Annotated in this window: 20 protein-coding genes and 2 pseudogenes; 8 read left to right on the top strand and 14 right to left on the bottom strand. The window is 65.5% G+C overall.

What is annotated here, in order from left to right; translation table 11 throughout:
• Nucleotides 1–266: 266 nt before the first annotated feature.
• On the bottom strand, nt 267–1385 hold the full coding sequence (locus BTE28158_RS24235; protein ID WP_151050302.1) for a right-handed parallel beta-helix repeat-containing protein: 1119 nt from the start codon (nt 1383–1385) through the stop codon (nt 267–269).
• A 399-nt stretch (nt 1386–1784) separates the two neighbouring features.
• Between BTE28158_RS24235 and BTE28158_RS24230 the strand changes: the two genes are divergently transcribed.
• Nucleotides 1785–2216 (top strand): hypothetical protein, encoded by a 432-nt coding sequence (locus BTE28158_RS24230; protein ID WP_239007385.1) that lies wholly within the window; start codon nt 1785–1787, stop codon nt 2214–2216.
• Nucleotides 2217–2259: 43 nt separating this feature from the next.
• Here BTE28158_RS24230 and BTE28158_RS32990 read toward each other — a convergent pair.
• A pseudogene (locus tag BTE28158_RS32990) lies at nt 2260–2503 on the bottom strand (SDR family oxidoreductase); the annotation flags it as partial.
• Nucleotides 2504–2508: 5 nt separating this feature from the next.
• Here BTE28158_RS32990 and BTE28158_RS24220 point away from each other — a divergent pair.
• Nucleotides 2509–2766: pseudogene (locus tag BTE28158_RS24220) on the top strand (TetR/AcrR family transcriptional regulator); the annotation flags it as partial.
• An 81-nt stretch (nt 2767–2847) separates the two neighbouring features.
• Here BTE28158_RS24220 and eco read toward each other — a convergent pair.
• Entirely contained in the window at nt 2848–3348 is a 501-nt protein-coding gene (gene eco / locus BTE28158_RS24215; RefSeq protein ID WP_151050300.1) for a serine protease inhibitor ecotin, read from the bottom strand.
• A gap of 144 nt (nt 3349–3492) precedes the next feature.
• On the opposite strand from eco, the gene BTE28158_RS24210 reads away from it, so the two are divergent.
• The gene (locus tag BTE28158_RS24210) at nt 3493–3822 is read left to right on the top strand and encodes a hypothetical protein (RefSeq protein ID WP_124905493.1); all 330 of its coding nucleotides are present in this window, start codon (nt 3493–3495) and stop codon (nt 3820–3822) included.
• 196 nt (nt 3823–4018) lie between these two features.
• Here BTE28158_RS24210 and BTE28158_RS24205 read toward each other — a convergent pair whose 3' ends face one another.
• The gene (locus BTE28158_RS24205) at nt 4019–4420 is read right to left on the bottom strand and encodes a hypothetical protein (RefSeq protein ID WP_124626732.1); all 402 of its coding nucleotides are present in this window, start codon (nt 4418–4420) and stop codon (nt 4019–4021) included.
• 117 nt (nt 4421–4537) lie between these two features.
• Here BTE28158_RS24205 and BTE28158_RS24200 point away from each other — a divergent pair, with 117 nt between their 5' ends.
• Together BTE28158_RS24200 and BTE28158_RS24195 are read left to right on the top strand one after the other, a co-directional pair.
• Complete coding sequence (locus BTE28158_RS24200) at nt 4538–4918, top strand: DUF5594 family protein (protein WP_059605672.1); 381 nt, start codon at nt 4538–4540, stop codon at nt 4916–4918.
• Between the two features lie 182 nt (nt 4919–5100).
• Nucleotides 5101–6468, top strand: coding sequence for an MFS transporter (locus BTE28158_RS24195; protein ID WP_059605669.1), 1368 nt, complete (start codon nt 5101–5103; stop codon nt 6466–6468).
• 25 nt (nt 6469–6493) lie between these two features.
• On the opposite strand, the gene BTE28158_RS24190 is transcribed toward BTE28158_RS24195, so the two are convergent.
• From BTE28158_RS24190 to BTE28158_RS24180, 3 genes are all read right to left on the bottom strand, one after another.
• On the bottom strand, nt 6494–7072 hold the full coding sequence (locus BTE28158_RS24190) for an AAA family ATPase (protein ID WP_151050298.1): 579 nt from the start codon (nt 7070–7072) through the stop codon (nt 6494–6496).
• The gene (gene otsA / locus BTE28158_RS24185; protein ID WP_151050296.1) at nt 7065–8486 is read right to left on the bottom strand and encodes an alpha,alpha-trehalose-phosphate synthase (UDP-forming); all 1422 of its coding nucleotides are present in this window, start codon (nt 8484–8486) and stop codon (nt 7065–7067) included. The genes BTE28158_RS24190 and otsA overlap by 8 nt, the downstream gene beginning before the upstream one ends.
• 138 nt (nt 8487–8624) lie before the next feature.
• Nucleotides 8625–8834: a hypothetical protein gene (locus BTE28158_RS24180; RefSeq protein WP_124626724.1), complete on the bottom strand. Its 210-nt coding sequence runs from the start codon at nt 8832–8834 to the stop codon at nt 8625–8627.
• Between the two features lie 248 nt (nt 8835–9082).
• On the opposite strand from BTE28158_RS24180, the gene BTE28158_RS24175 reads away from it, so the two are divergent.
• A complete protein-coding gene (locus BTE28158_RS24175; RefSeq protein ID WP_151050295.1) occupies nt 9083–9673 on the top strand; it encodes a hypothetical protein in 591 nt (196 codons plus the stop codon).
• On the top strand, nt 9670–10164 hold the full coding sequence (locus BTE28158_RS24170; RefSeq protein WP_151050293.1) for a hypothetical protein: 495 nt from the start codon (nt 9670–9672) through the stop codon (nt 10162–10164). Before BTE28158_RS24175 ends, BTE28158_RS24170 begins: the two co-directional genes overlap by 4 nt.
• A 161-nt stretch (nt 10165–10325) precedes the next feature.
• Here the strand turns inward: BTE28158_RS24170 and BTE28158_RS24165 are convergent, their stop codons facing one another.
• The 7 genes from BTE28158_RS24165 to BTE28158_RS24135 all read right to left on the bottom strand — a co-directional run bounded on the left by BTE28158_RS24165 (nt 10326) and on the right by BTE28158_RS24135 (nt 20370).
• A complete protein-coding gene (locus BTE28158_RS24165) occupies nt 10326–10757 on the bottom strand; it encodes a hypothetical protein (protein WP_059605653.1) in 432 nt (143 codons plus the stop codon).
• Nucleotides 10754–12037, bottom strand: coding sequence for a PAAR domain-containing protein (locus BTE28158_RS24160; RefSeq protein ID WP_203249546.1), 1284 nt, complete (start codon nt 12035–12037; stop codon nt 10754–10756). Before BTE28158_RS24160 ends, BTE28158_RS24165 begins: the two co-directional genes overlap by 4 nt.
• Nucleotides 12038–12049: 12 nt before the next feature.
• Complete coding sequence (locus BTE28158_RS24155; RefSeq protein WP_151050291.1) at nt 12050–12871, bottom strand: DcrB-related protein; 822 nt, start codon at nt 12869–12871, stop codon at nt 12050–12052.
• Nucleotides 12872–12968: 97 nt separating this feature from the next.
• Nucleotides 12969–13655 carry an ankyrin repeat domain-containing protein gene (locus BTE28158_RS24150; RefSeq protein WP_244108016.1) on the bottom strand — a complete coding sequence of 229 codons (687 nt, stop codon included), beginning with the start codon at nt 13653–13655 and terminating at the stop codon, nt 12969–12971.
• Between the two features lie 95 nt (nt 13656–13750).
• The gene (locus tag BTE28158_RS24145; RefSeq protein ID WP_151050287.1) at nt 13751–16750 is read right to left on the bottom strand and encodes a type VI secretion system Vgr family protein; all 3000 of its coding nucleotides are present in this window, start codon (nt 16748–16750) and stop codon (nt 13751–13753) included.
• Between the two features lie 502 nt (nt 16751–17252).
• Complete coding sequence (locus tag BTE28158_RS24140) at nt 17253–18590, bottom strand: ABC transporter ATP-binding protein (protein ID WP_059680481.1); 1338 nt, start codon at nt 18588–18590, stop codon at nt 17253–17255.
• A 22-nt stretch (nt 18591–18612) separates the two neighbouring features.
• On the bottom strand, nt 18613–20370 hold the full coding sequence (locus tag BTE28158_RS24135) for an ABC transporter permease (RefSeq protein WP_059603683.1): 1758 nt from the start codon (nt 20368–20370) through the stop codon (nt 18613–18615).
• A 505-nt stretch (nt 20371–20875) separates the two neighbouring features.
• On the opposite strand from BTE28158_RS24135, the gene BTE28158_RS24130 reads away from it, so the two are divergent.
• On the top strand, nt 20876–21142 hold the full coding sequence (locus tag BTE28158_RS24130) for a double-stranded DNA-specific endonuclease (RefSeq protein ID WP_014896379.1): 267 nt from the start codon (nt 20876–20878) through the stop codon (nt 21140–21142).
• Nucleotides 21143–21148 lie beyond the last annotated feature (6 nt).

The following is a 21148-nucleotide window of genomic DNA, read 5'->3' as shown; positions in this document are numbered from 1 at the left end:
TCCTTGCGTTTGCGTGGCATAAAAGTGGCTCCTTGGCCGTCAGTTTATGCCTCACACACAAAAGACTGGATAGGCTCAAAGTCCATGTATCCATACCAAGAACGCATTCGGGCGGTCGAGTCGTACCTGAAACCCGCATCGCCCGCATTTGCTGCATCCGGGCACTGATTCGTGCAAGTTCGCGCCTGGTCCCCTGTTCGGCCGCGACCACCTACGTTCGGGCTTTGCCACACAACACCCACCCGCCTTGCAGCCTCACCGCCCCGTCACTGCATCAATCCGGTCCTGACCTGCGGCATCAGACTCGCATTCGCGCCCGTCACGGTAAACGTCCCCGTCGGCGACGCCCCGGCCGGCAGCGCCAGCAGACTGCCGTCCCCGAGCCGATTCGCATCGACGACGATCTGGTTCGCCGCGCAACCATTCGTCAACAGCCAGACCGGCAAGCCGGCAATCGACGAGAACGTGTTGCCCGTCACACTGAACGAACACACGTTCCCGTACGCCCGGAAACCCGCATAGCCGGAGCCCGACACGCGGTTGTCCGCCACGGTGACATCCGACACGGTTCCCGACCATGTATCCAGCTCGATCGCGCCCTGCTGCGTCGGCTGCAGCCCGTTGTTCACGTTCGCGGTCTGGATGTTGGTCACGGTATTGCCCGTGATGACGACGTTCGAAGACCCGTAGGTTTTCCAGCTGTCCTCCTGTGCGACCAGAATTCCCGCCGCCTTCTCGACGCCGTCGACCGTATTGTTCGAGATCGTTACCGCCTGCCCGCCAACGACGGTGATGCCGCGCCCCCACGCGTTGCCCGACACCGCGTTATGGTCGATCAGCACGTTGTTGCTCAGGCGGCCCTCGCCGAGATAGCTGACCACGGCGATCAGGTCGTCACCGGTGCCGGCCACCGTATTGTTCTGCACCAGCACGTTGGTCGAACCGTAAGTCGTATGGATGCCGTCGGCCAGCGTCGCCTGAACGGTATTGCCCACGATCGCGATACCGTTGCCGCCGAACACGAAGATTCCGGCGCTCGCGCCGCCCCGGATCGTCACGCCGAGCACCTGAACGTCCGAGCCCGTCACCTCGACTTTCGTCGACTCGGGCGTCGTGAGGCGCGTCGTGCCGGTGCCGGCCAGCGTCACGCCGACGAGCGTCGAACCGGCGCCGCTCATCACGATCGTCTGGTCGGCCGGATTCGTGGCGGCCAGCGTCGCGCCGTATCCGGAAATCACCGCCTGGGGCACCGTCACGGCAAGCGAATGCCCGACGACGTAGCGTCCCGGTGCGATGACCAGGCGTTGGCCGGCACGCAGGCTGTCGAAGGCTTTCTGCAACGCGTCGGCCTGGTCGCTGCCATCGGCGGCCGGGAAAACCGTCACATCGGCGACGAGAACGGGTTTGGTGCCATTGGAAGGCAGAAGCGTCGCACCGGACGCCGTACCGGTCGCCCCGGCGGTCGACGCCGGGCTGCCGGAACTCGTCGATGAAGCCGCTGCGCCGGATGCAGCACCGGCAGGTGCGCCGGACGATGTCGATGTGCCCGCAACGGTCTGCGCGCCTGCGGCAGCGTTGTCGTCACCGCCGCCACATGCGGCAAGACAAAGGCAGAGCGCGGCAAACGTCGCCCGATCGACTGTACGCATACGAAGTTCCGCTAGCCCAAATTGGCGTCATCGTAAGTACGCTTGATCACTTTGTAAATGAATTCCGCATTTCACCTGTGAAATATTTCGTTATCCTCTTCCATTCATCGCCGCGTCATCACGACGACATGCGACATGCGATCGCACCCGGACCTGGCGCAATCGACATGTACCGTAGATTACGTAGAATCCCGAACCTTCATCCGCACCCGGACCTCGACCATGACTCAAACACTCGCGGCCCTGGCCATGTCGTCGGCGCTGATCTGCACGGCGAATGCCGCCGATATCGCAAGCACGACCGGCACGGCGACGCCGAAGCAGCGATACGTCAGCCCAGGCGTCGCCAACGTCGCTGATGCGGCAACACGCCGCCCGGAACGCGCGTCGACCGTTGCTCGCTGCAGCGAACTGGCCGCCGGCATCGATGCCGTCAAACATGCGCCGGACCGCGGCCACAAGGTCGTGCGCGGCATCGGCCCGGACGGCAAGCCGCGCAACGAGCTGCGTGCTTACGACAAACGAGCCGATCTGGAGGTCGAGCATCGGCAGCTCGGCTGCCCGTAGTCAACGTCACACCGTCCGATCGGGTCGCACCGGCCATCGCCCCTTACACATTCGCGCCGCCGTCGGTCGCCAACTCCGTCCCGTTGATTGACCTGCCCTTCCAGCCCGACGACGAGCGCGACGAGCGCCGCCACATCCTCGGCCTTGCCGTACTGCGGAACCGCCATCCGCGAACGTTGTGCGGCGGTGTGCTCACCATCGGCCGGATTCATGTCGGTATCGGTCGCCCCCTAATGCACGAGATTGACCGTGATGCCGTACGCGCCGAGATCGTGCGCAAGCCCCTGCATTTAGCGGTGCGGTACGGCAAACGCTGATCGCGATGCGCAAGCAGACGGTCGCCGCATTACGCGCGCGGCTTGGCGAAGGCGTGGTAACCGGCGAGCTCTCCGCGCACGCGAACTTCGATGCGATCGCGCGCTACTCCGTGACGGTCCAACAGGGGATGGCGATTCAGACGCGCCACGGCGCGAGCCGTCGCGATGTGGAGGCGGTCGCGCAAACCGCGCTGGCCGCATGGCCGGCGCTCGCGGATGCGAGCGGCGGATAGTGACGGGCTCCGGAGAGAAGCCCGCAAGACCGGGCGGCCGCGCAGCGGCAAGCGCCCCGCATGACCGCGCCGGTCGGTGCGTTACTGCGTGACGGCGTGCTGCACGTCCTTCGACGCATGCCACACGCGGTAGCGCACGTCGAAACCGTCCGGCACGTACACGACGAGCGGCAGGCGGCTGTTGTAGCGCAGCAATTGGCCGTCACCGCGCACTTGCACGAAGCGCTGCTGCGGCGCCTGGCCCGGGCAGGCCATCAGCGTCGATGCCGGCCCCTTCACGTCGGTCAGCCGGTAGTACGTGTAGCCCCAGCCCTTCACGTCCTCTGCGGTCAACTCGCCGCCGAACCATTGCTGGTTGCAGTCGGTCTGCAGCATCTTGCCGATCATCAGCTCGACGCGCGCATCGCCTTCGTTCTCGAGCGCGGGCAGCGCGATCACCGCGCGCTGCTGGCCAGCCGCCGGCTGCGGGAACATCTTGATCGATTCGGCCGGCACGGCGGGCGCCGATGCGGGCCCCGCCGCGCAGGCGGCGGCGGTCGTCACGCAAACGGCGGCCAGGGCGGCCTGGATCGCGAATTTCATCGATGTGCTCCTGATAAACAAAAATAGGCCCCGATGCTAACACTTTCGTCGCACGACCTTACGAGGCTGTAATTTGGCGACACAATTGCAAACAGCCGGCAATCCGCGCGCGCGGTACTTATAGGGGAACCAACGGAGAACATCATGCTGAAGCTCATTGCCGCCGCCGGCGTCGCCACGCTGCTGGCCGGGTGCGTCGTCGGTCCGGACGCCGGATACGGATACGGCTACGGACAGACCTACTATTCCGATCCCGGCTACGCGTACGGGCCGGCCTACGGGGCATCCCCCGTCTATGGCACGGTCAATATCTGGGGTGGTGGCGGCGGACGCGACTGGGATCGCGGACACCGCGACTACCGCCGCTGGGATCGCGATCGTGGGGACCATGGCGGCTGGGGACGCGGCGGCGGACGTCGCGGCGACTGGAACGATGGCGGCGGCGGACGCGGCGACGGCGGCCATCGTCACTGATCCCGCGGATCCAATTGCAACCGTTTGTATCCGCACACGGCCTCGCGCGGCCGCCGTCTGGCGCCCAAAACCCGACGCCCGAGAAACGACAAAGGCCCTCGCATCACGCGAGGGCCTTTCCTTTTGTCTTCCTGCATACCCGCGATTCACTCAATCGGCACCGGCCACGCGGCGACGAGCCCGATCACCGGCCCACTTACCAGCCGGCCGGCCGCGCATAGCCGCCCGACACCGGCGCGCCGCACACGTACGGGCGCTGATAGCGGTCGTAGCAATAGTCCTGGCCGTCGTCCTGGTACTGCGCCTGCTGATAGGTCGGATAAGCCGGCTGCTGGTAAGCCGGGGCCTGATAGTACGTCGGCGGCTGATAGGCCGGTGCCTGATACACGGGCGCCTGGTATGCGACGGGCGGATTCATCGCCGATGTCACGATCGCGCCGAGCACCGCGCCGCCGATCAGCGCGCCGATCACGGCGCCCCCGTCGCGACCATGCGCGGACGCCGGGCCCGCCACGGCGAGCGAACCGGCGAGGACACATACTGCGGCAATTCTTTTCATGATGGACTCCCACGCGAAGTGGTACTGGATGCGATGCATTGTGGCTGCGCGCGGCCGTAATAGATGCAGCAAGTGGTAACGCGCTATTACGCGTATCACGCACACCGAAACGCGGCGCGGCCGTGCTACGATTTTCGGCACACAGGAGACGCCTTCATGCAGCCCGAAACCGCCCGCCGTTTCGATACCGAATTCGCGCCGCGCATTGCGCAGGCGATCGCCGCCTACTTCGCCGATCACGTGCTGACCGACGTCGTCCCGTACGGCGGGCACGGGCAACCGACGCGCGTGCAGATCCGCAGCGCGCCGCACGAGCACGTGAGCGGCTTCGTGCATCCGCTGAACCTCGAACTGACCTGGGACACCGACGAGATCGAACGACTGATGGCACCCGACGGGCCCGCGCGATTCGAGCACTACCTGAGCGCGCTGCCGAGGAAGCTGAGCGCATGGCAGGGCGCGCGCGACATCGATCTCGCGTCGCGCACGCAGGCCGCCCCGCTCGTGCGGCTCGGCGGTCTCGACTTCGAAGGCTGAGTGCACGCACCGGCCGCCGGCCGGCGGCGGCGTCGCTCGACGCGGCCCGGTGATACACTCGACCGGTCCCGCTCCGGCGCCGCCAGGCTGACCGGGCCGTTCACCACCGCCTCCACCCGCGAGCATGGTTGCGCACGCAACCGGCATCCGGGCACGCGGCCAATCACGCCTTCGCTCCCGTCATGAACGCCGATACCGGCCTGCCGCTTCCGCAACGCTACTGGGCAATCGTCTGCGTCGCATTGGGCATCACGCTCGCCGTGCTCGACGGCGCCATCGCGAACGTCGCGCTGCCGACGATCGCGCGCGACCTGCACGCGTCCGATGCCGCATCGATCTGGATCGTCAACGCGTACCAGCTCGCGGTCACGATCACGCTGCTGCCGCTCGCGTCGCTCGGCGAACGCGTCGGCTATCGCCGCATCTACATCGCCGGGCTCGGGCTCTTCACCGCGGCGTCGCTCGGCTGCGCGCTCGCCGGCTCGCTGCCCATGCTCGCCGTGATGCGCGTGATACAGGGGTTCGGTGCGGCAGGCATCATGAGCGTGAACGCGGCGCTCGTGCGGATGATCTACCCGTCGTCGATGCTCGGGCGCGGGCTGTCGATCAATGCGATGGTGGTCGCGCTGTCGTCGGCGATCGGCCCGACGGTCGCATCGGCGATCCTGTCGTTCGCGTCGTGGCCCTGGCTGTTCGCGGTCAACGTGCCGATCGGCATCGCCGCCGTGTTCGGCAGTCTCCGTGCACTGCCGGCCAACCCGCTGCACGACGCGCCGTACGACTTCCCGAGTGCGCTGATGAACGCGTGCGTGTTCGGCCTGCTGATCATGGCCGTCGACGGGCTCGGCCACGGCGAAAGCCACGCGTACGTCGCGGCCGAACTGGCGATCGCGTTCACCGTCGGCTACTTCTTCGTGAAGCGACAGCTGTCGCAGCCGGCGCCGCTGCTACCGGTCGACCTGATGCGCATCCCGATGTTCGCGCTGTCGATCTGCACGTCCGTTGCATCGTTCACGTCGCAGATGCTCGCGTTCGTCGCGCTGCCGTTCTGGCTGCAGCATTCGCTCGGTTTCTCGCAAGTCGAAACCGGCCTCTACATGACGCCGTGGCCGCTCGTGATCGTATTCGCCGCGCCGCTCGCCGGCGTGCTGTCGGATCGCTACTCGGCCGGCATCCTCGGCGGAATCGGACTTGCGCTGTTCGCGGCCGGGCTACTGTCGCTCGCGACGATCGGCGCGCATCCGGGCACCGTCGACATCGTGTGGCGGATGGCGCTGTGCGGTGCGGGTTTCGGGCTGTTCCAGTCGCCGAACAATCGAGCGATGCTGTCGTCGGCGCCGCGCGAGCGCAGCGGCGGCGCGGGCGGGATGCTGAGCACGGCACGCCTGACGGGCCAGACGCTCGGTGCCGCGCTCGTCGCACTGATTTTCGGGCTGGCGCCCGACCGCGGGCCGACGATCGCGCTCTATGTCGCCACGGTGTTCGCGGCGCTCGCCGCGGTGGTCAGCATGCTGCGCATCGCGTCGCCGCGCCCCGACGCGGCAACCTGACGCCGCCGCGCGTGGCGAGCGCCGGTCACGCGGCGTCGAGCACGTCCATCACGAAGCGCACGCGCGCCTTCACGCTCACGCACGGCAGCTCGATCAGCCGATACCCATACGCCGTATAGCAGTCGACCATTGCATCGTAGGTGCGCACCGCCTCGGCGAAATCCTGCCGGCGCTCGGTATCCTGTATGTAGATGTCGCGCCACGGCGGCGCAATGAACACGCGCCGGTGATAACGGAAGCGCCGCGCCGCGGCCTCTGCATGCGCGGGTACCGCGAGGCCCGTCAGGCGCAGGTAACCGATCACGTCCGGCACGCCGCGGTCGAAGAACACAGGCCCGCGCGCGCCTCGTGCAAGATGGTACGAACGCATCTCCCAGTTCAGCATCAGCTCGGCGAACGCGGCCCGGTCGCGCCAGGGCAGCGCCGGACCGTCGATCGCCATCTGGTCGCGGATCACACCACGCCCGGCCTCGTGCGAGCGCGCGAAACCACTGCGCTCGAGCGCATCGAGCAATGTGCTCTTGCCGGAGCCGGGGCCGCCCGTGACGACGAAGAAGCGGGCGGACACCTCCTGCGCGCCGCCCTCCTCCACGCGCTCAGACATGCGCGACTCGCCGGCCCGCGCGCTGCGTGACCGACGCCGCCGCCGCGACGCTGCGCAGGTCGGCGACGAACGTATCGCGCCAGACCGACAGGTTGTTCTCGCGCAGCCGCGCGAGGTTCTCCTCGTGACGCGCCTGCCGCTCCGCGAGCGGCATCGACAGCGCGCGCTCGAGCGCGTCGGCCATCTGCGACAGGTCATAAGGATTGACGAGCAGCGCACCGGTCAACTCGGCCGCCGCGCCCGCGAACTCCGACAGCACGAGCACGCCCGGATCGGCCGGATCCTGCGATGCGACGTACTCCTTGGCAACGAGATTCATCCCGTCGCGCAACGGTGTCACGTAGCCGACCTGCGACATCCGGAAGAACGCCATGAGCAGATTGCGCTCGTACTTGCGGTTCAGGTACTGGATCGGCGTCCAGTCGAGCTGCGAGAAGCGGCCGTTTATGCGGCCGGCCTCGCCCTCGAGCATTTCGCGAATGCGCTGGTAGGTCTGCACGTCGGAGCGCGTCGGCGGCGCGATCTGCACGAGCGACACGCGCCCCTGCCAGCCCGGCGCGTTGGCGAGCATCCGCTCGAACGACTGGAAGCGTTCGACGAGCCCCTTCGAATAGTCGAGCCGGTCGACGCTCATCACGAGCTTGCGGCCGGCGAGCGCATCGCTCAGCATCTTCACCGGCTTGCGCGAGCCGTACTGGACGGCTGCCTCGGCGATCGCATCCGGATGCACGCCGATCGGATAGGCGGCGACCTTCACGATGCGGCCGTGCGCATGCAGCATCCCGTCGTCGCTCGCCGCGCCGACGCCGCGCCGCTCGATGTAGTCGGTAAACGCCTGCTTGTCGGCATCGGTCTGGAAACCCGCGATGTCGTACGCGCACATGAACTTCACGAGTTCCTCGTGCGGCGGCACGAGGCGCAGCATGTCGGGCGACGGAAACGGAATGTGCAGGAAGAAGCCGATCGGGTTCTTCACGCCGAGCTTGCGCAGGCAATGCGCGAACGGCAGCAGGTGATAGTCGTGCACCCAGATCAGGTCGTCGGGCCGCAGCAGCGCGGCAAGCTGCTTCGCGAGCATCGCGTTCACGCGCAGATAGCCCGCGTACTCCTGCCGGTCGAAGCGCGCGAGATCGCCGCGGTAGTGAAACACCGGCCACAGCGTCGCGTTCGAGAAGCCGCGGTAGTACTGATCGTAGTCGCGCCGGGTCAGCCCGAGCGTCGCATACGTGACGTTGCCGTCCCGCTGGATCGCGGGTGCGACGTCGGGCGTACCGACGATCTCGCCGTTCCAGCCGAACCAGACGCCGCCGGTTTCCTTCAGCGCGTCCATCACGCCGACCGCGAGGCCGCCTGCGCTCGGGCGCGCGTCCTCGCCGGCGGCGACACGATTCGATACCACGATCAATCTGCTCATGCGACTTCCCCTCCTCGATTCGATTGGCTGGCGCGCGACGCGCGCCAAAGCGGGCGCGGCGGCCCGAAGGCGGCCGCGCGGCGATTCAGTTCCGAGAATTGCAATGAAATACGGCGGTGGAATGCGGCTACGACGCAATCAGGCGTCCTGCTCCTGACCGAGGTCGCGTTGATAGTCGAGCCCTTCCGGGCGAGCGCCGCCCTGGTTGTGATCGCCGTCGGACGGCGTGTCGTCGGGCGCGCCCGCAGGCGGCGCCGATGGCGCGTCGGTCCGCGGACGCGGGCGGTCTTCCGGACGGCCGGCCGCCGCGTCGGGTGGCCGAGGTGATAACCGTTTCGAACGGCGCATGGCTGGGTGTCTCATATGCGGCGCGGCGCGAGGCCGTCGTAGAAACATTCCATAGCAAAACAGTCTAGGTCGCTTCGTTGTGCACGAAGGTAACAATTACCTTCAATTTGTAACGTTTCGACCCTTCGTCGAGCATCTGTCCGACAATTACGCCGCCCGCGCGCACGCGGCCTGCCGCGCGGCGATTTGTCAAAGCTTTGCAGTTTTCCTATGACAATTGCGAAACAATGACGCGGCATCAGGCGTGCATGCGTCGCCGCTCACCCAGACAGGACTTGCACTCAGGGATGAACATTCGTTTCGAATCGCCGCGCCGGGCCACGCCGGCGCGCGTCATGCTGGCCGCGATCGCCACGGCCGCACTGCTGTCCGGCTGCAATTCGTTGTACAGCGAAGGCGCGACAGCCGGCGCCGGTATCGCGGGCGCCGCGATCGCCTCCAAGGTCACCAACAACGCCGCCGTCGCGACGGGCATCGGCCTGGGCGCCGTCGCCGGCGCACGGGCTGGTGTCCAGTACACGCAGCGCGTTGCGCACCGCTACACGCAGGAACAGATCGCGAAGGCCGCCGGCCCGCTCGAAGTCGGCGGCGTCGCGCCGTGGTCGACGCACCATTCGTTCCCGATCGAGGACGACGAGCAGGGCCGCGTGACGGTCAGCCGGATGATCAGCATCGGCCCGCTCGACTGCAAGGAAATCGTGTTCGCGGTCGACACGCCGGCGAAAGCCGACAAGGCCGCCGAATCGGCGTTCTACGTCGCCACGATCTGCCGCGACGGCCCCGTGTGGAAATGGGCGTCGGCCGAACCCGCGACCGAACGCTGGGGCGCGCTGCAATGAGCGTCGCGATCCGTATCGCGGCGATCGGCGTCCTGTGCGCGGCGACGGTCGCGCTGTCGGGCTGCGGATCGGTCGGCGCGGCGAGCGGCGCGCTCGCCGGCGCGGCGACGGGCCTCGTCACCGCGAATCCGGCGGTCGGCGTCGGCGTCGGGATTGCCGTGCAGGCCGCGACCGACGAGGCCGTCAACCGCACGATGAAGCAGCTCCATCAGAATCAGCAGGACGCGATCGCGACGGCGGCAGGCAGCCTGGCCGTCGGCGAAGTGAAGCCGTGGAAGGTGAAGAACACGCTGCCGCTGGAAAACGGCGAAGGCGAAGTGCGCGTCACGCGTGCGTACTCGACAGCGCTCGCGCTGTGCAAGGAATTCGCATTCTCGGTGAAGGACGGCGACAAGGCCGACTGGTATTTCGCGAATGCGTGCCAGCAAGGCACGCACTGGAAGTGGGCGTCGGCCGAACCGGCCGTCGACCGCTGGGGGAATTTGCAGTAACGGGGCGATGCGCCGCGCATCGTGCGTGGCGCCCGTGTCGTTCTGCGTACTTTCGTGGTTACAGACGCGTGCGAAGCTGCGCCACGCGTTCCTCGATCTTCGCGGACAGAGCATCGTCCGGGTTGTAATCCAGGGCGACACAAAATGGGCCGGGCTCGTGCCTAGCGGCTCCAGACATCGATCAAGGATCGCTGCAATTCCTTGTTTTTGGCCAGGCTCGCGATATAGGCGAAGTGATCCTCGTCTTCATCGAGCTCGGGCAGATTCGGATCGAACGTGTCATCGCCAACCCACCAGGCGGGATACTGAATCGCATCGCCATCAATGGAAAAAGTCGTCATCCCGCGGTGGAAGTCGTGTTCGTACTTGACGTTGTGTCCGAGATCCGCGAAGTTCCAGCGTTTTTTGTTCCATTGAAGATAAAGCTGCCGATCCGCCGCGAAGACAGCAACGTCCTGGCCCTCGACAGAGATGTAATTCCCCCGCGCCACGTAACCGTCTCCGACCAGCGCGGAAAACACGCCTGTCTCCACATTCAGCTCAACGAAGCTCGACGGGCGGTTGATCACGCCGAGTTGCACGTTCTTCATCATTTTCCAACCTTCGCGATGCCAGTAAGAATGTCCATTGAAGGGTTGCTGCGTGTCCCCGCGGCGATCACCCCCTCCGGGCTACCATATTTCTGAAGCAATGCTTCATACGTCGGGCCATACTTGTTTCCGTATTTCGCCATATTGCGCTCATACAACATCGGCAGCTTGTCCTCGGCGTATTTCGACATCCGGGTTTGATTGCGCATGTCGACGATCTGCCGCCCAATCGTTTCTTCGCTGGCGCCGCTGGCGCGCATGTCGGATACCCATGCACTCTCGTCGGCCAGGCCCTGATGGTATTCGAGCCGCACGTTCCGGGCATTGGCAACTTGCTCCGCATTCGTCCAGTCGACCGGCCACTTGGGCGCCGCAAACTCGGATCCCTCCACCGGCGTGTATCCGTAGACACCCTTTGGATTGCTGACGAGGTCCGCCGGCATCGAATCGACCACGTAATCGAAAGGACTCGTCGCGCCGGCCTTGGGCAGCGTGCCGGCAAGCGCGTCGGCGGCGGCTTCCCCGGCAGAGATTTCGCCCGCAACGGACCCGGCGCCCTTCGCACCGCCAACGAGCCCGGCCCCCTTTGCCGCGCCAGCCCCTCCCAGGAGGCTGCCGCCAAGCATCGACCACTTCTGCCCGTCCGACCCTTCTCCAAACACCTTGCCGCCGACCCATGAACCGACTTCCCCGCCGACGAACCCGCCGGCCGCGCCCAGAATCGCGATCGCCGGCCCGGCGAGCACGGCGGTCGCCGCCACGCCGACCGCCAGCATCGTCCAGTTCACCCACGCCGGGATTTCAGGATTGAACTCCCCGACCGCCGGGCCGCCGATGAATACGTTCGGCGATCCGTCGTTGATCAACGCGCCGCACATCATCCGGTCTTCCTTGCGGCTCGCCGGCTGGCTGTTGATGAAGACCGTCGACGAACCCTGCGCGACCACCTGCGGCGGACCCGCGTGATCGCTGCACAGGCCCAGGCTCAGGATGGCCCGCATCGCCGCGCGACTGTTGATGAAGACGTTGGGCGAACCCTTTATGAGACTTCCGGTGACATGCCGCGGCGCCCATGACATCGTGCCCAGCACTTCGCCGAGACCGCCGCCCGCAGCAGCGCCCGCCGCGATTGCAGCGACGACCGTCAACGCAGCACCGCCCGTCGCGACCACCGCGACGGCGCCGATTACTGCACCCGCGATCAGCCCGGCGATCATCCATCCCTTGGATGCCGTATGCGCGATCGGATCGCCCAACCGCGCAGCCGCGAGTAATGTATCCACGCCCGCTCCCCGTCAGCCCGCGTTCGCAACCGCGGTCAGATAAGCACGCACGGCCTCGACGCTCTGCATGCCGGTCATGCCCTTCACCGCCGTCACACCGCCAAGTCGATCGCTCAGCGATGCGTGCTCGCGCAAATCCACCGTCCACAGCGCGAATTGACGGCCGTCCTTCGCGCGCCACGCCGATTGCCCGTCCGGGGCCGGCTGCAGCACCAGCGGTTCGCCACCCGAGCCGAAGAATGCAGTGTCGTCGAACATTTCCGTGACGTCGTGCCGGTACAGTTCGGCCATGCCCGTGAGCACGTACAGCGTCGCGCTCGGCTCGTGCAGCACGAACACGATGCCGGCCTCGTCCTGGCCGAGCGCGATCGGCACGAAGGCCGCCCGATCGGGCCGGGCCAGCACGACACTCGCGAGCAGGTTCTTGTATTCCTTGCTCTTGTCGTCGGTAAACGACTTCGGACAAGTGCCGATGAAACTGATCGCCACGCGTTCGCGCCCGGCCCTCGGCGACATCACGACCGTCTGGCGCTGATGCAGCGGTGCACCTTCCGACACCCAGCGATAATCGATTTCACGGGCGGTTTCGCCGTCGATTTCCCGGTTTTCCAGATGCTTCAATTCGAAACGCGGCAGCGACTTGCGCATCTCCGAGACCAGCCGCGTCACGAACGTATCGACCGTGTCGTCCGGCTCCATCGGCGCGCGCGAAACCACGAAAGTGAATCCGCTACTACCGCTACCCGTTTCATCGACCGTAAACAGGTGAATCGTCTTGTCTTTGAAGTGCGCCGGCAACTGAATGACGGCATCGTTCATCTGATATTCGGACATGCTCTTCTCGGTTCGGCCGGCCCGTCGGGGCCGGTGCCGGATTGACACTGTTCGCCGGCTGCACGGCCGCAGCCGGCGCAACCGTCACGGGGCGACGTTACCGCACGCCAGCCGCGACCAGACGCTTGTGAATGGCTTCGATGCGGCCCTGCTGCGGCGAACCTTTCGGCGTCTGTTGCAGTTCGTCGCCGAGGACCTTCGCGTACGCGAGACCGTTGTCGTTCTTCACCGACGGATCGGCGCCGTGCGCGAGCAGATAATCGACGACGTCCCATTGCCGCAGGCGCGTCGCTTCAAAAAGCGCGGTTTCTTTCATCGAATCCCGCACATTGACGTTCGCCTTGTGCTCGACCAGTACGCGCATTTGCGGCAACAGCGTGTCCTTGCAGGTCGCGAAGAGCAGCGGCGTATCGCCGTCGTACTTGAGATCCGGATTCATGCCGCCGGCGAGCAACGCTTTGAGCAGGTTCGGCGTGTCGGCCCGCGCGGCCAGATATGCAACGTTCGCGCCATTCTCGCCGAACGGTTGTTCGGGCTTCGCGCCGTCCCGCACCAGTTCGCTGACGATCTGAAGGCGCACGTTGGCGGCGTCCGTCTTCACCGGCACGGCTTCCTGCACTGCGAACGACAACAGGCTCGCCTTCCTGTTGCCCAGGGCAGCGAGATCGGTATGCGGCGCGAGCGCCTTGACCTGCTCCAGATTCCCGTCGCGAATGGCACGCGCCAGCTCGAGCGGCTGTCCCGTGAAAAAATCTTCGGGCGGGTAACGTTTGAAGTCTGCCATTTTTGTTTCCTGTGCTTGAGTCGGCCACCAGAACGGCGACGACAAACCGATTACCGCGACAACCGCGCCCGCGGCGATGACCTTGCTGTATTTCATCAATGTCCCTGAAGTTGACCGAGCAGCGACGATTGCTGCTCCGCGACGGTCGTATTCAATCCGCTCGTCACCTGCCCCATCATGTGCCGCTGGACCGTCGTCACGCTGGTGCCCGGAATGGTGATCTGCTCGCCGACGGCCTTGGGCATCAGGTGGGACGTCACATCGCTGATCGGGCCGAGCCCGCCTTCCTGCGAGCCCGTCAGGATGTCGCCGTCGACGCGATAGTTCGTGATCGACGACGCCCGCGGCGTGGCTCCGTACAGCGGCAACGTTTCAGGATTGAGGCCTGCCGCGTTGAAGGTGGTCGCGCCGGCGCCGCTGGCCTGCGATGCAGCCGACGCCAACCCGCCGCCGAGCGAATGGCCGGTGAGGTCGAGGCCGCCCGCATTACCGGAGCCGTAGATCTTCTTGCCGAGGGTCACGGCGCGATCGTAGTACGGCGAATTGTCGCCCAGCCCCTGGCTGAGGTTGTTCGACCAGTCCTCCTTGACCGTCGGCTGCGTGCCCTTGAATGCCAGCGTCGGCTTCATGCTGTCACCGAACACCGCGGGATCGGGTGCGTAGACCTGCGCGCCGAAATTGCTGCCGGGGATCTTCAGATCTTGCGGCCGCATGCCGAACTTCTTCAGCGCTTCCGGATCGTTCGACACGTTCTTCCATCCCGGCGGCGCCGTCCCCGGCGTGTACACCGCTTCCGCCAGCTTGGCCAGTTGCTGCGCCTTCACCGTCGCCTGAAGCTTGCGTGCCGCGGCCTGCACCTTCGGATCGGCAGACGCGAGACCCGCGGCGATGACGGCCTGCTGATTCGCCCACTCGATCGCCATCGCCTGCTCGGGCGTGACGAAAAGCCCCTGGTTCAGGTGGATCACCGGACCATCGAGGAAAATGCCGCTCTGATTGATCAGGATGCTCGATGCGCCGTGGGACAACTTGATGCTGTCCGGCTTCAGCGTCACGATGCTCGCGCCGACCCGATGCTCGATCTCGTCCGTCGCCTGATAGCTCTGCTTGCCGGGTCCGGCGTCGCCAGCCAGCGCTTGCACGCCAACGGTGTTGGCCGTCGTGAAGCGCGCTTTCGCGATCTTTTCCGACAGGCTGCCTTCTGCGACATGCTTGCTCTCGTCGCCTCTGAGCACCGACACGTTCCGCGCACCGGATTCGACCGTGTGAGACTCGCTGTCCTTGACGATCGTCTTCATGTCCTTCTGCGCATGCAGAAAAACCTCCTGGGCGCCATTCACGTCCGAGAATCGCAGTTCGTTGAAGCCCTCGCCCTTGTGCGTCTGACTGCGCATCCCCATCGTTTGGCCGCCGCTGCCGTGATACGGGTTGCCCGAATCGCCGTTGAACACACGGCCGACGACGATGGGGTTGTCCGGATCGCCCTGATTGAACGAGACGAGCACCTCCTGGCCGATCCGCGGAATCGCCGAGCCACCCCATCCCTTGCCTGCCCATGGTTGCGATACGCGCACCCACATCGAATCGGAACCGTCGAGCTTGCCGCGCCGGTCCCACAGGAAATGGAGCTTGACCCGGCTGCCGTCGGTGTGAATTTCCTCGCCCTTCGGCCCGACCACGATCGCGGATTGCGTGCCCTGCATGTGTGGCTTGGGCGTACGCCGCTCCGGCCTGAACGGAATGTCGATCGGCAGGCACGTAAACGTGTTGTGGTACGGCAGTTTGGAGGTCTGCTGGGTATAGTCGTTCGCGACCTGGTGACGAACGCGAAGAATCACGAAATCCTTGTTGTTGTAGGCGGACGTGCCGTGATTGACCAGCGTGAAGCGCCCGCTCGTCGTCATCCCGTGCGCATGACCGGCGCCGTTGAAACGATGCGCGAGCGCTTCTTCCGCTTCCATCGCGTAGCACGCGTAACGCTGCCCGTCGTCGCCGTGGTCATACAGCGAATGGAACTGGTAACGCTCCGTCGTCTGGATGTTCGGGTGCTTCAGATTGACGGTCGGCACCTCGACGTGCATCAGTTGCGACGACGGCTGGTTGTAGTTGAAATCCCGGTACGTGATCTTGCCGACCCGGAAACTGAATGCCTCGTCCCATCGATCGATGCCGTTCTGCTCGCTGGCCGCGCTGTTGGCTTCGTACGGAATGGTCTTCAGGTTCGGAATCGGCTGGAACACCGCGTTGGTGTCGCCGATCACGAGGATGTGCTTGTCCTTTTCGTAACGGATCGTCCAGATCAGCCCTTCCTGCTCCATTAGGCGCGAGCAGAAACTGTAGTACGACTCGTCGTACATGACGATGTATTCGAGCTTCGGACGTTCGCCCTGCATCGCGAACTCGAAATCCGAAAAACCCATCTCGCGGAAAATGTCGCTCAGGATGTCCTGCGGCGTCTGGTTCTGGAAGATTCGGCAATCGGTCGAGCGGGTGAGAAACCAGAGCCACGGCACGACCGACATTTCGTAGCGGGTCACCGAACCCGATTTCCCGACGCGGCCGAACGACGCAACGTAACCGTCGAAATATCGCTTCGTCTCGGTATCCGCCGCCGACGTCACGACCCGCGTCAGACTGAAATGGCGGCTCTGGGGCTCGAGCGTGATCTTGACCCGCTGCCCGACGATTTCCTGCGGTTCGATATTGTTGCGATGGGAAAGCAGGTCGAGATGTGTTTCGGTTAACTGATTGACGTGTTCGTCGATGATCGCCGCGCTGACCAGCAGCACGTCCGGGCCGAGTGGCGTTTCGATCGTGATGAAGCGATTGTCCTGGGTCAGGCGCGGAAGCGCACCCGTCAGGCTGTTGATGGCCTCGGCGATCGACTCCGGGGCCTTACCCATCAGCGACAAGCCGGTTTGCGCCAGTTGCACCGCGCTCGCGGCACCGCCCAGCAGCCCCGCGCCTGGCATGCCGGTCAGCGCCCCCAGTTGGCCTGCCATGCCGGCAAGCGAACCCAGGTTGCTCAAACCGCCGACCAAAGCCGCACCGCCCCCTCCCATCCCGTCGGGGTTTCCGTTTGCTGCGAAACTCATCGTTAACCTCGTTCTTTTTTGTCGGGCGAACCCGCCGCAATCCGGTCGCCATCGCACCACCAAGGCGCTCTCAGCCGCCTTGGTGGCGCCAAATATATCAAACTGTAGGGAAATTCATAACCACTTGTCAGCATTCGATATTCAGCGCCGAAAGCAGTCCGATCGATCAGCAGATCGATCCCCGATACTTATTGCTGGTGGACGGGTGCGATCGCGCGCCGCACCGATGCGGCAGGCATTCAACGCGTGGTGAAGGGAAGGACGGCGTCGGAAGTGAACGAAGCGTTGCCGTCGAAGAGTGAAACCGGGCGCGCGAATCCTCGGCGAACGCCATCCGCAGCGCCCCCGCAGGGCCACGATCCGACAATCAGGTGATCCATGACCCGGCGCCCGTTGCGGACGCCAGGATCGAGCCGCAGGCTCTTGGCCCGCTGCGGCCGAATCCCGCCGCAGCGAGCATCCGGACGATTCCGGTGGATGCACCGGAATCGCCCCGCCCGCATCAGGACTCGACGTCCTCGAGACTGAAGATTTCGGTCTGGTCGTTGTACGAGAAGATCTCGCCGTAACGGCCCCAGTCGATCACCGCGTCGAGGGTTTCCTCGGCCGCGCCGTCCGACAGGAAATCCTCCAGCTCCTGCTCGAAACGCACGCGCGGCGCGCGATGGCCGGGGCGCTCGTTCAACACCTTCTTGATCCGCGCGGCGAGCGGCACGTGCTTCAGCAGATGATCCGCGAACATCAGCTTGCGCTCCTGCGTGCCGAATTCCGCGAACACGCGCCCCGGCGGCGTCAGGAACACGTCCCCTTCCCGCACGTCGGCGAAGCCGAGGTACTGCAGCACTTCAGCGATCGGGAACAGGTCGTCGACCTCCAGATGCAGCGTACGTGCGATTTCCGGCATGTCGGCGCGGCCGTGGTACGGCGCCATCGCGAGCGTCTCGATCAGGCCGGCCATCAGGTTGGTCGACACCTGCGGCAGCCAGCTGCCGAGCTCGAGCCCCTTCTTCGTCGCCTCGCCGGTCTGGCGCGCGGTCATCTTCGCGTAGATGTCGTCGACGAGCTTGCGGAAAGCCGGGTCGAGGCGGTTGCGCGGATGCTTGAACGGCACCTTGATCTCGGCGATCACGCGACCCGGGTTCGACGACAGCACGAGGATCCGGTCGCACATGAACACCGCTTCCTCGATGTTGTGCGTGACGATCAGCACCGACTTAATCGGCATCCGGCCTTGCGTCCACAGGTCGAGCAGGTCGGTACGCAGCGTTTCGGCCGTCAGCACGTCGAGCGCCGAGAACGGCTCGTCCATCAGCAGGATCGTCGGGTCGACCACGAGCGCACGCGCGAAGCCCACGCGCTGACGCATGCCGCCCGACAGCTCACGCGGGTAGGCGTTCTCGAAGCCGTCGAGACCGATCAGGTCGATCGCGGCGAGCGCGCGTTCGCGCCGCTCGCGTGCGCCGACGCCGAGCGCTTCCAGCCCGGCTTCCACGTTCTGCAGCACGGTGAGCCACGGAAACAGCGCGAAGGTCTGGAACACCATCGCGACGCCTTCGGCCGGGCCGGTCAGCGGCTTGCCGAGGTAGGTCACTTCACCGCCGGTCGGCTCGATCAGCCCCGCGATGATCCGCAGCAGCGTGGACTTGCCCGAGCCCGAACGGCCGAGCAGCCCGACGATCTCGCCTTCACGCAGCGACAGGTTCGCGTCGTCGAGCACGAGCAGTTCGCCCTGCGTCTTGTTGAAGCCGCGGCAGACGTGATCCACACGCAGGATTTCCTCACCGAGGCGCGGCGGCTGGGACGTCTGGACGGGGGCGTTTATGGCATTCGGATTGTGCATCGCGTTTCGCTCTCAATCGGTCTCAGTCGAGCCGCAGCTTCGCTTCGGCGAAGGCATACAGCGGGCGCCACAGCAGGCGGTTGAACAGGGTAACGAACAGTGACATCACGGCGATGCCCAGAATGATCTTCGGAAAGTCGCCGGCGGCGGTGGTCTGCGCGATATATGCGCCGAGGCCGTGCGCCTCGATCCTGGTCGTGCCCCACTGCACCGCTTCCGACACGATGCTCGCGTTCCACGCGCCGCCCGATGCGGTGATCGCGCCGGTCACGTAATACGGAAAGATGCCGGGCAGGATCGCCTGGCGCCACCACTGCCAGCCGCGGATCCGGAAGTTCGTCGCGGCTTCGCGATAGTCGTTCGGATAGGACGTCGCGCCCGCGATGACGTTGAACAGGATATACCACTGCGTGCCGAGCACGATCAGCGGCGACAGCCAGATATCGGCGTTCAGATGGAAGCGCGCGATCACGATCACGAACACCGGGAACAGCAGGTTCGCCGGGAACGCGGCGAGGAACTGCGCGAGCGGCTGCAGCTTCTCGGCGAGTTTCGGGCGCAGCCCGACCCACACGCCGACAGGTACCCAGATCACGGACGCGATCGAAATCAGCACGACCACGCGCAGCAGTGTGATGAGCCCGAGCATGATCACGTGGCCGACTTCGGCCATCGTCACGCCGGTCGACACGAAGCTGACGACACGCCACACGATATAGGCCGTGCCGAGCAGCAAGAACACCGCCCACGCGATGTCGACCGTGCGCGACGCCTTCTTCTCGACTTTGGGCAGCGTGAAGCGCATCGCGCCCGACAGCGGCAGACGCAGCGGAATCCGCGCGGCCTTCGCGAAGAACCAGCCGGCCGGCACGAGCAGCTGATGGATCAGGCGCGTACGGCGCACGAGGTCGAGCAGCCAGGATTGCGGTGCGTCGCCCGACGCGGTGTTCTCCATCCGGAACTTGTCGGCCCACGCGATCAGCGGGCGGAACAGGAACTGGTCATAGGCCAGGATCACCACCGTCATCGTCAGGATCACCCAGCCGATCGCACCGAGGTTCTTGTCCGAGATCGCCTGGGCAAGATACGCGCCGATCCCGGGCAGCGTGATGGTCTGGTTGCCGACGGTGATCGCCTCCGACGCGACGACGAAGAACCAGCCACCCGACATCGACATCATCATGTTCCAGATCAGTCCCGGCATCGAGAACGGCACCTCGAGCTTCCAGAAGCGCTGCCACGACGTCAGGTGGAAGCCGCGCGACACTTCGTCCAGATCGCGCGGCACCGTGCGCAGCGACTGGTAGAAGCTGAACGTCATGTTCCACGCCTGGCTCGTGAAGATCGCGAAGATCGCGGCCAGTTCGGCGCCGAGCACGCGGCTCGGGAACAGCGCGAGGAAGAACGTCACCGTAAACGAGATGAAGCCGAGCACCGGCACCGACTGCAGGATGTCGAGGATCGGGATCAGCACCATGCCGGCGCGGCGGCTTTTCGCGGCGAGCGTGCCGTAGATCAGCGTGAACGCGAGCGACGCGACCATCGCGGCGAGCATCCGCAGCGTGGTGCGCAACGCGTATTCGGGCAGGTTCGACGGATCGAGCGAGATCTTCTGGGTCTGAAGGGTCCCGATCGGCGCCATCGTTTCATGAAAGCCGACGACCGCCATCGCGATCAGGCAGATGATCAGCGGGAACGCGATGAAGTCCCACCGGTTCGGCAGAACGCGCCACGCGGACGCGTTGGCGGTCCGGTTCGGATTGAAGAATCCGACGTCCATCAGGCGCCCTCCCCGGTAAGGCCGAACGAAGCCGGCAGACGATGTTGATTCATGGCAAAGCGCACGGGCGCGGTAATTCGACGCGGTAATTCGATTGATTCACGATCTGACGCCGGCGCGAGGCGCCGTGCGTGCAGGCTGCGCTCCCGGCGCGGCGAGTCGGGCCGCGACGGCACGACACTACACCAACCTGTATTTCAGGTTCAACCGTCCGGGGCCGGCGCGGGGCCGCGCGACGCGCGAACGGCGCACGGATCGTGCCCGGCACGCGGGCGAACAACAGGCGTGGGATACGGAGCAGCCCGACCGCGGTCCTCCGGCCGGCATGCAGGCCCCGAATTATGCCGTGATCTGGGCCGGCCGGGAACCCGCCAACCGCACGCGGACGCAAACCGTGCCGGACGTCAGCGGACGATTGCGGCGAAGCAGGTATGATCGGGGCTAGCCCCTGGCGTCGGTGTTGACCACAGCCGCCAGGGATCGACCGACCAGCGGGAGGAAGGGAATGGCAGGAAACTTGGTGATCGTCTGCCGCGATCAGGATGCCGATGCGTTCTACGAGCTGATGCAGGAGTATGGGTCGTTCCAGACGCGGCTGTCGTCGACGGCATGGTACCTGAACATGAACATCGTGCCGGAATCGCTGCAGGAGGAGATTCTGGAGCGCCTCGGCCGCTACACGACCGTCTATATCTTCGAGGCCACGAGCGTGACCTACAACACCATCGACAGCAACGCCGCCGAGACGCTCGGCACGCTGTTCGGCGAATGATGCCAC

Origin of the sequence: Burkholderia diffusa, assembly GCF_902499115.1 — a bacterium.
GTDB classification, from domain to species: Bacteria; Pseudomonadota; Gammaproteobacteria; order Burkholderiales; family Burkholderiaceae; genus Burkholderia; species Burkholderia diffusa.
This window is presented reverse-complemented; position numbering and strand designations above follow the sequence as displayed.

Coding starts and splice junctions, on each gene's coding strand:
- eco (WP_151050300.1), bottom strand. CDS start 3,348: ATGAAATTCGCGATCCAGGCCGCCCTGGCCGCCGTTTGCGTGACGACC.
- otsA (WP_151050296.1), bottom strand. CDS start 8,486: ATGAGCAGATTGATCGTGGTATCGAATCGTGTCGCCGCCGGCGAGGAC.
- BTE28158_RS24135 (WP_059603683.1), bottom strand. CDS start 20,370: ATGGACGTCGGATTCTTCAATCCGAACCGGACCGCCAACGCGTCCGCG.
- BTE28158_RS24180 (WP_124626724.1), bottom strand. CDS start 8,834: ATGCGCCGTTCGAAACGGTTATCACCTCGGCCACCCGACGCGGCGGCC.
- BTE28158_RS24140 (WP_059680481.1), bottom strand. CDS start 18,590: ATGCACAATCCGAATGCCATAAACGCCCCCGTCCAGACGTCCCAGCCG.
- BTE28158_RS24200 (WP_059605672.1), top strand. CDS start 4,538: ATGCAGCCCGAAACCGCCCGCCGTTTCGATACCGAATTCGCGCCGCGC.
- BTE28158_RS24210 (WP_124905493.1), top strand. CDS start 3,493: ATGCTGAAGCTCATTGCCGCCGCCGGCGTCGCCACGCTGCTGGCCGGG.
- BTE28158_RS24205 (WP_124626732.1), bottom strand. CDS start 4,420: ATGCATCGCATCCAGTACCACTTCGCGTGGGAGTCCATCATGAAAAGA.
- BTE28158_RS24165 (WP_059605653.1), bottom strand. CDS start 10,757: ATGATGAAGAACGTGCAACTCGGCGTGATCAACCGCCCGTCGAGCTTC.
- BTE28158_RS24230 (WP_239007385.1), top strand. CDS start 1,785: ATGCGATCGCACCCGGACCTGGCGCAATCGACATGTACCGTAGATTAC.
- BTE28158_RS24195 (WP_059605669.1), top strand. CDS start 5,101: ATGAACGCCGATACCGGCCTGCCGCTTCCGCAACGCTACTGGGCAATC.
- BTE28158_RS24155 (WP_151050291.1), bottom strand. CDS start 12,871: ATGTCCGAATATCAGATGAACGATGCCGTCATTCAGTTGCCGGCGCAC.
- BTE28158_RS24130 (WP_014896379.1), top strand. CDS start 20,876: ATGGCAGGAAACTTGGTGATCGTCTGCCGCGATCAGGATGCCGATGCG.
- BTE28158_RS24190 (WP_151050298.1), bottom strand. CDS start 7,072: ATGTCTGAGCGCGTGGAGGAGGGCGGCGCGCAGGAGGTGTCCGCCCGC.
- BTE28158_RS24170 (WP_151050293.1), top strand. CDS start 9,670: ATGAGCGTCGCGATCCGTATCGCGGCGATCGGCGTCCTGTGCGCGGCG.
- BTE28158_RS24150 (WP_244108016.1), bottom strand. CDS start 13,655: ATGGCAGACTTCAAACGTTACCCGCCCGAAGATTTTTTCACGGGACAG.
- BTE28158_RS24145 (WP_151050287.1), bottom strand. CDS start 16,750: ATGAGTTTCGCAGCAAACGGAAACCCCGACGGGATGGGAGGGGGCGGT.
- BTE28158_RS24175 (WP_151050295.1), top strand. CDS start 9,083: ATGCGTCGCCGCTCACCCAGACAGGACTTGCACTCAGGGATGAACATT.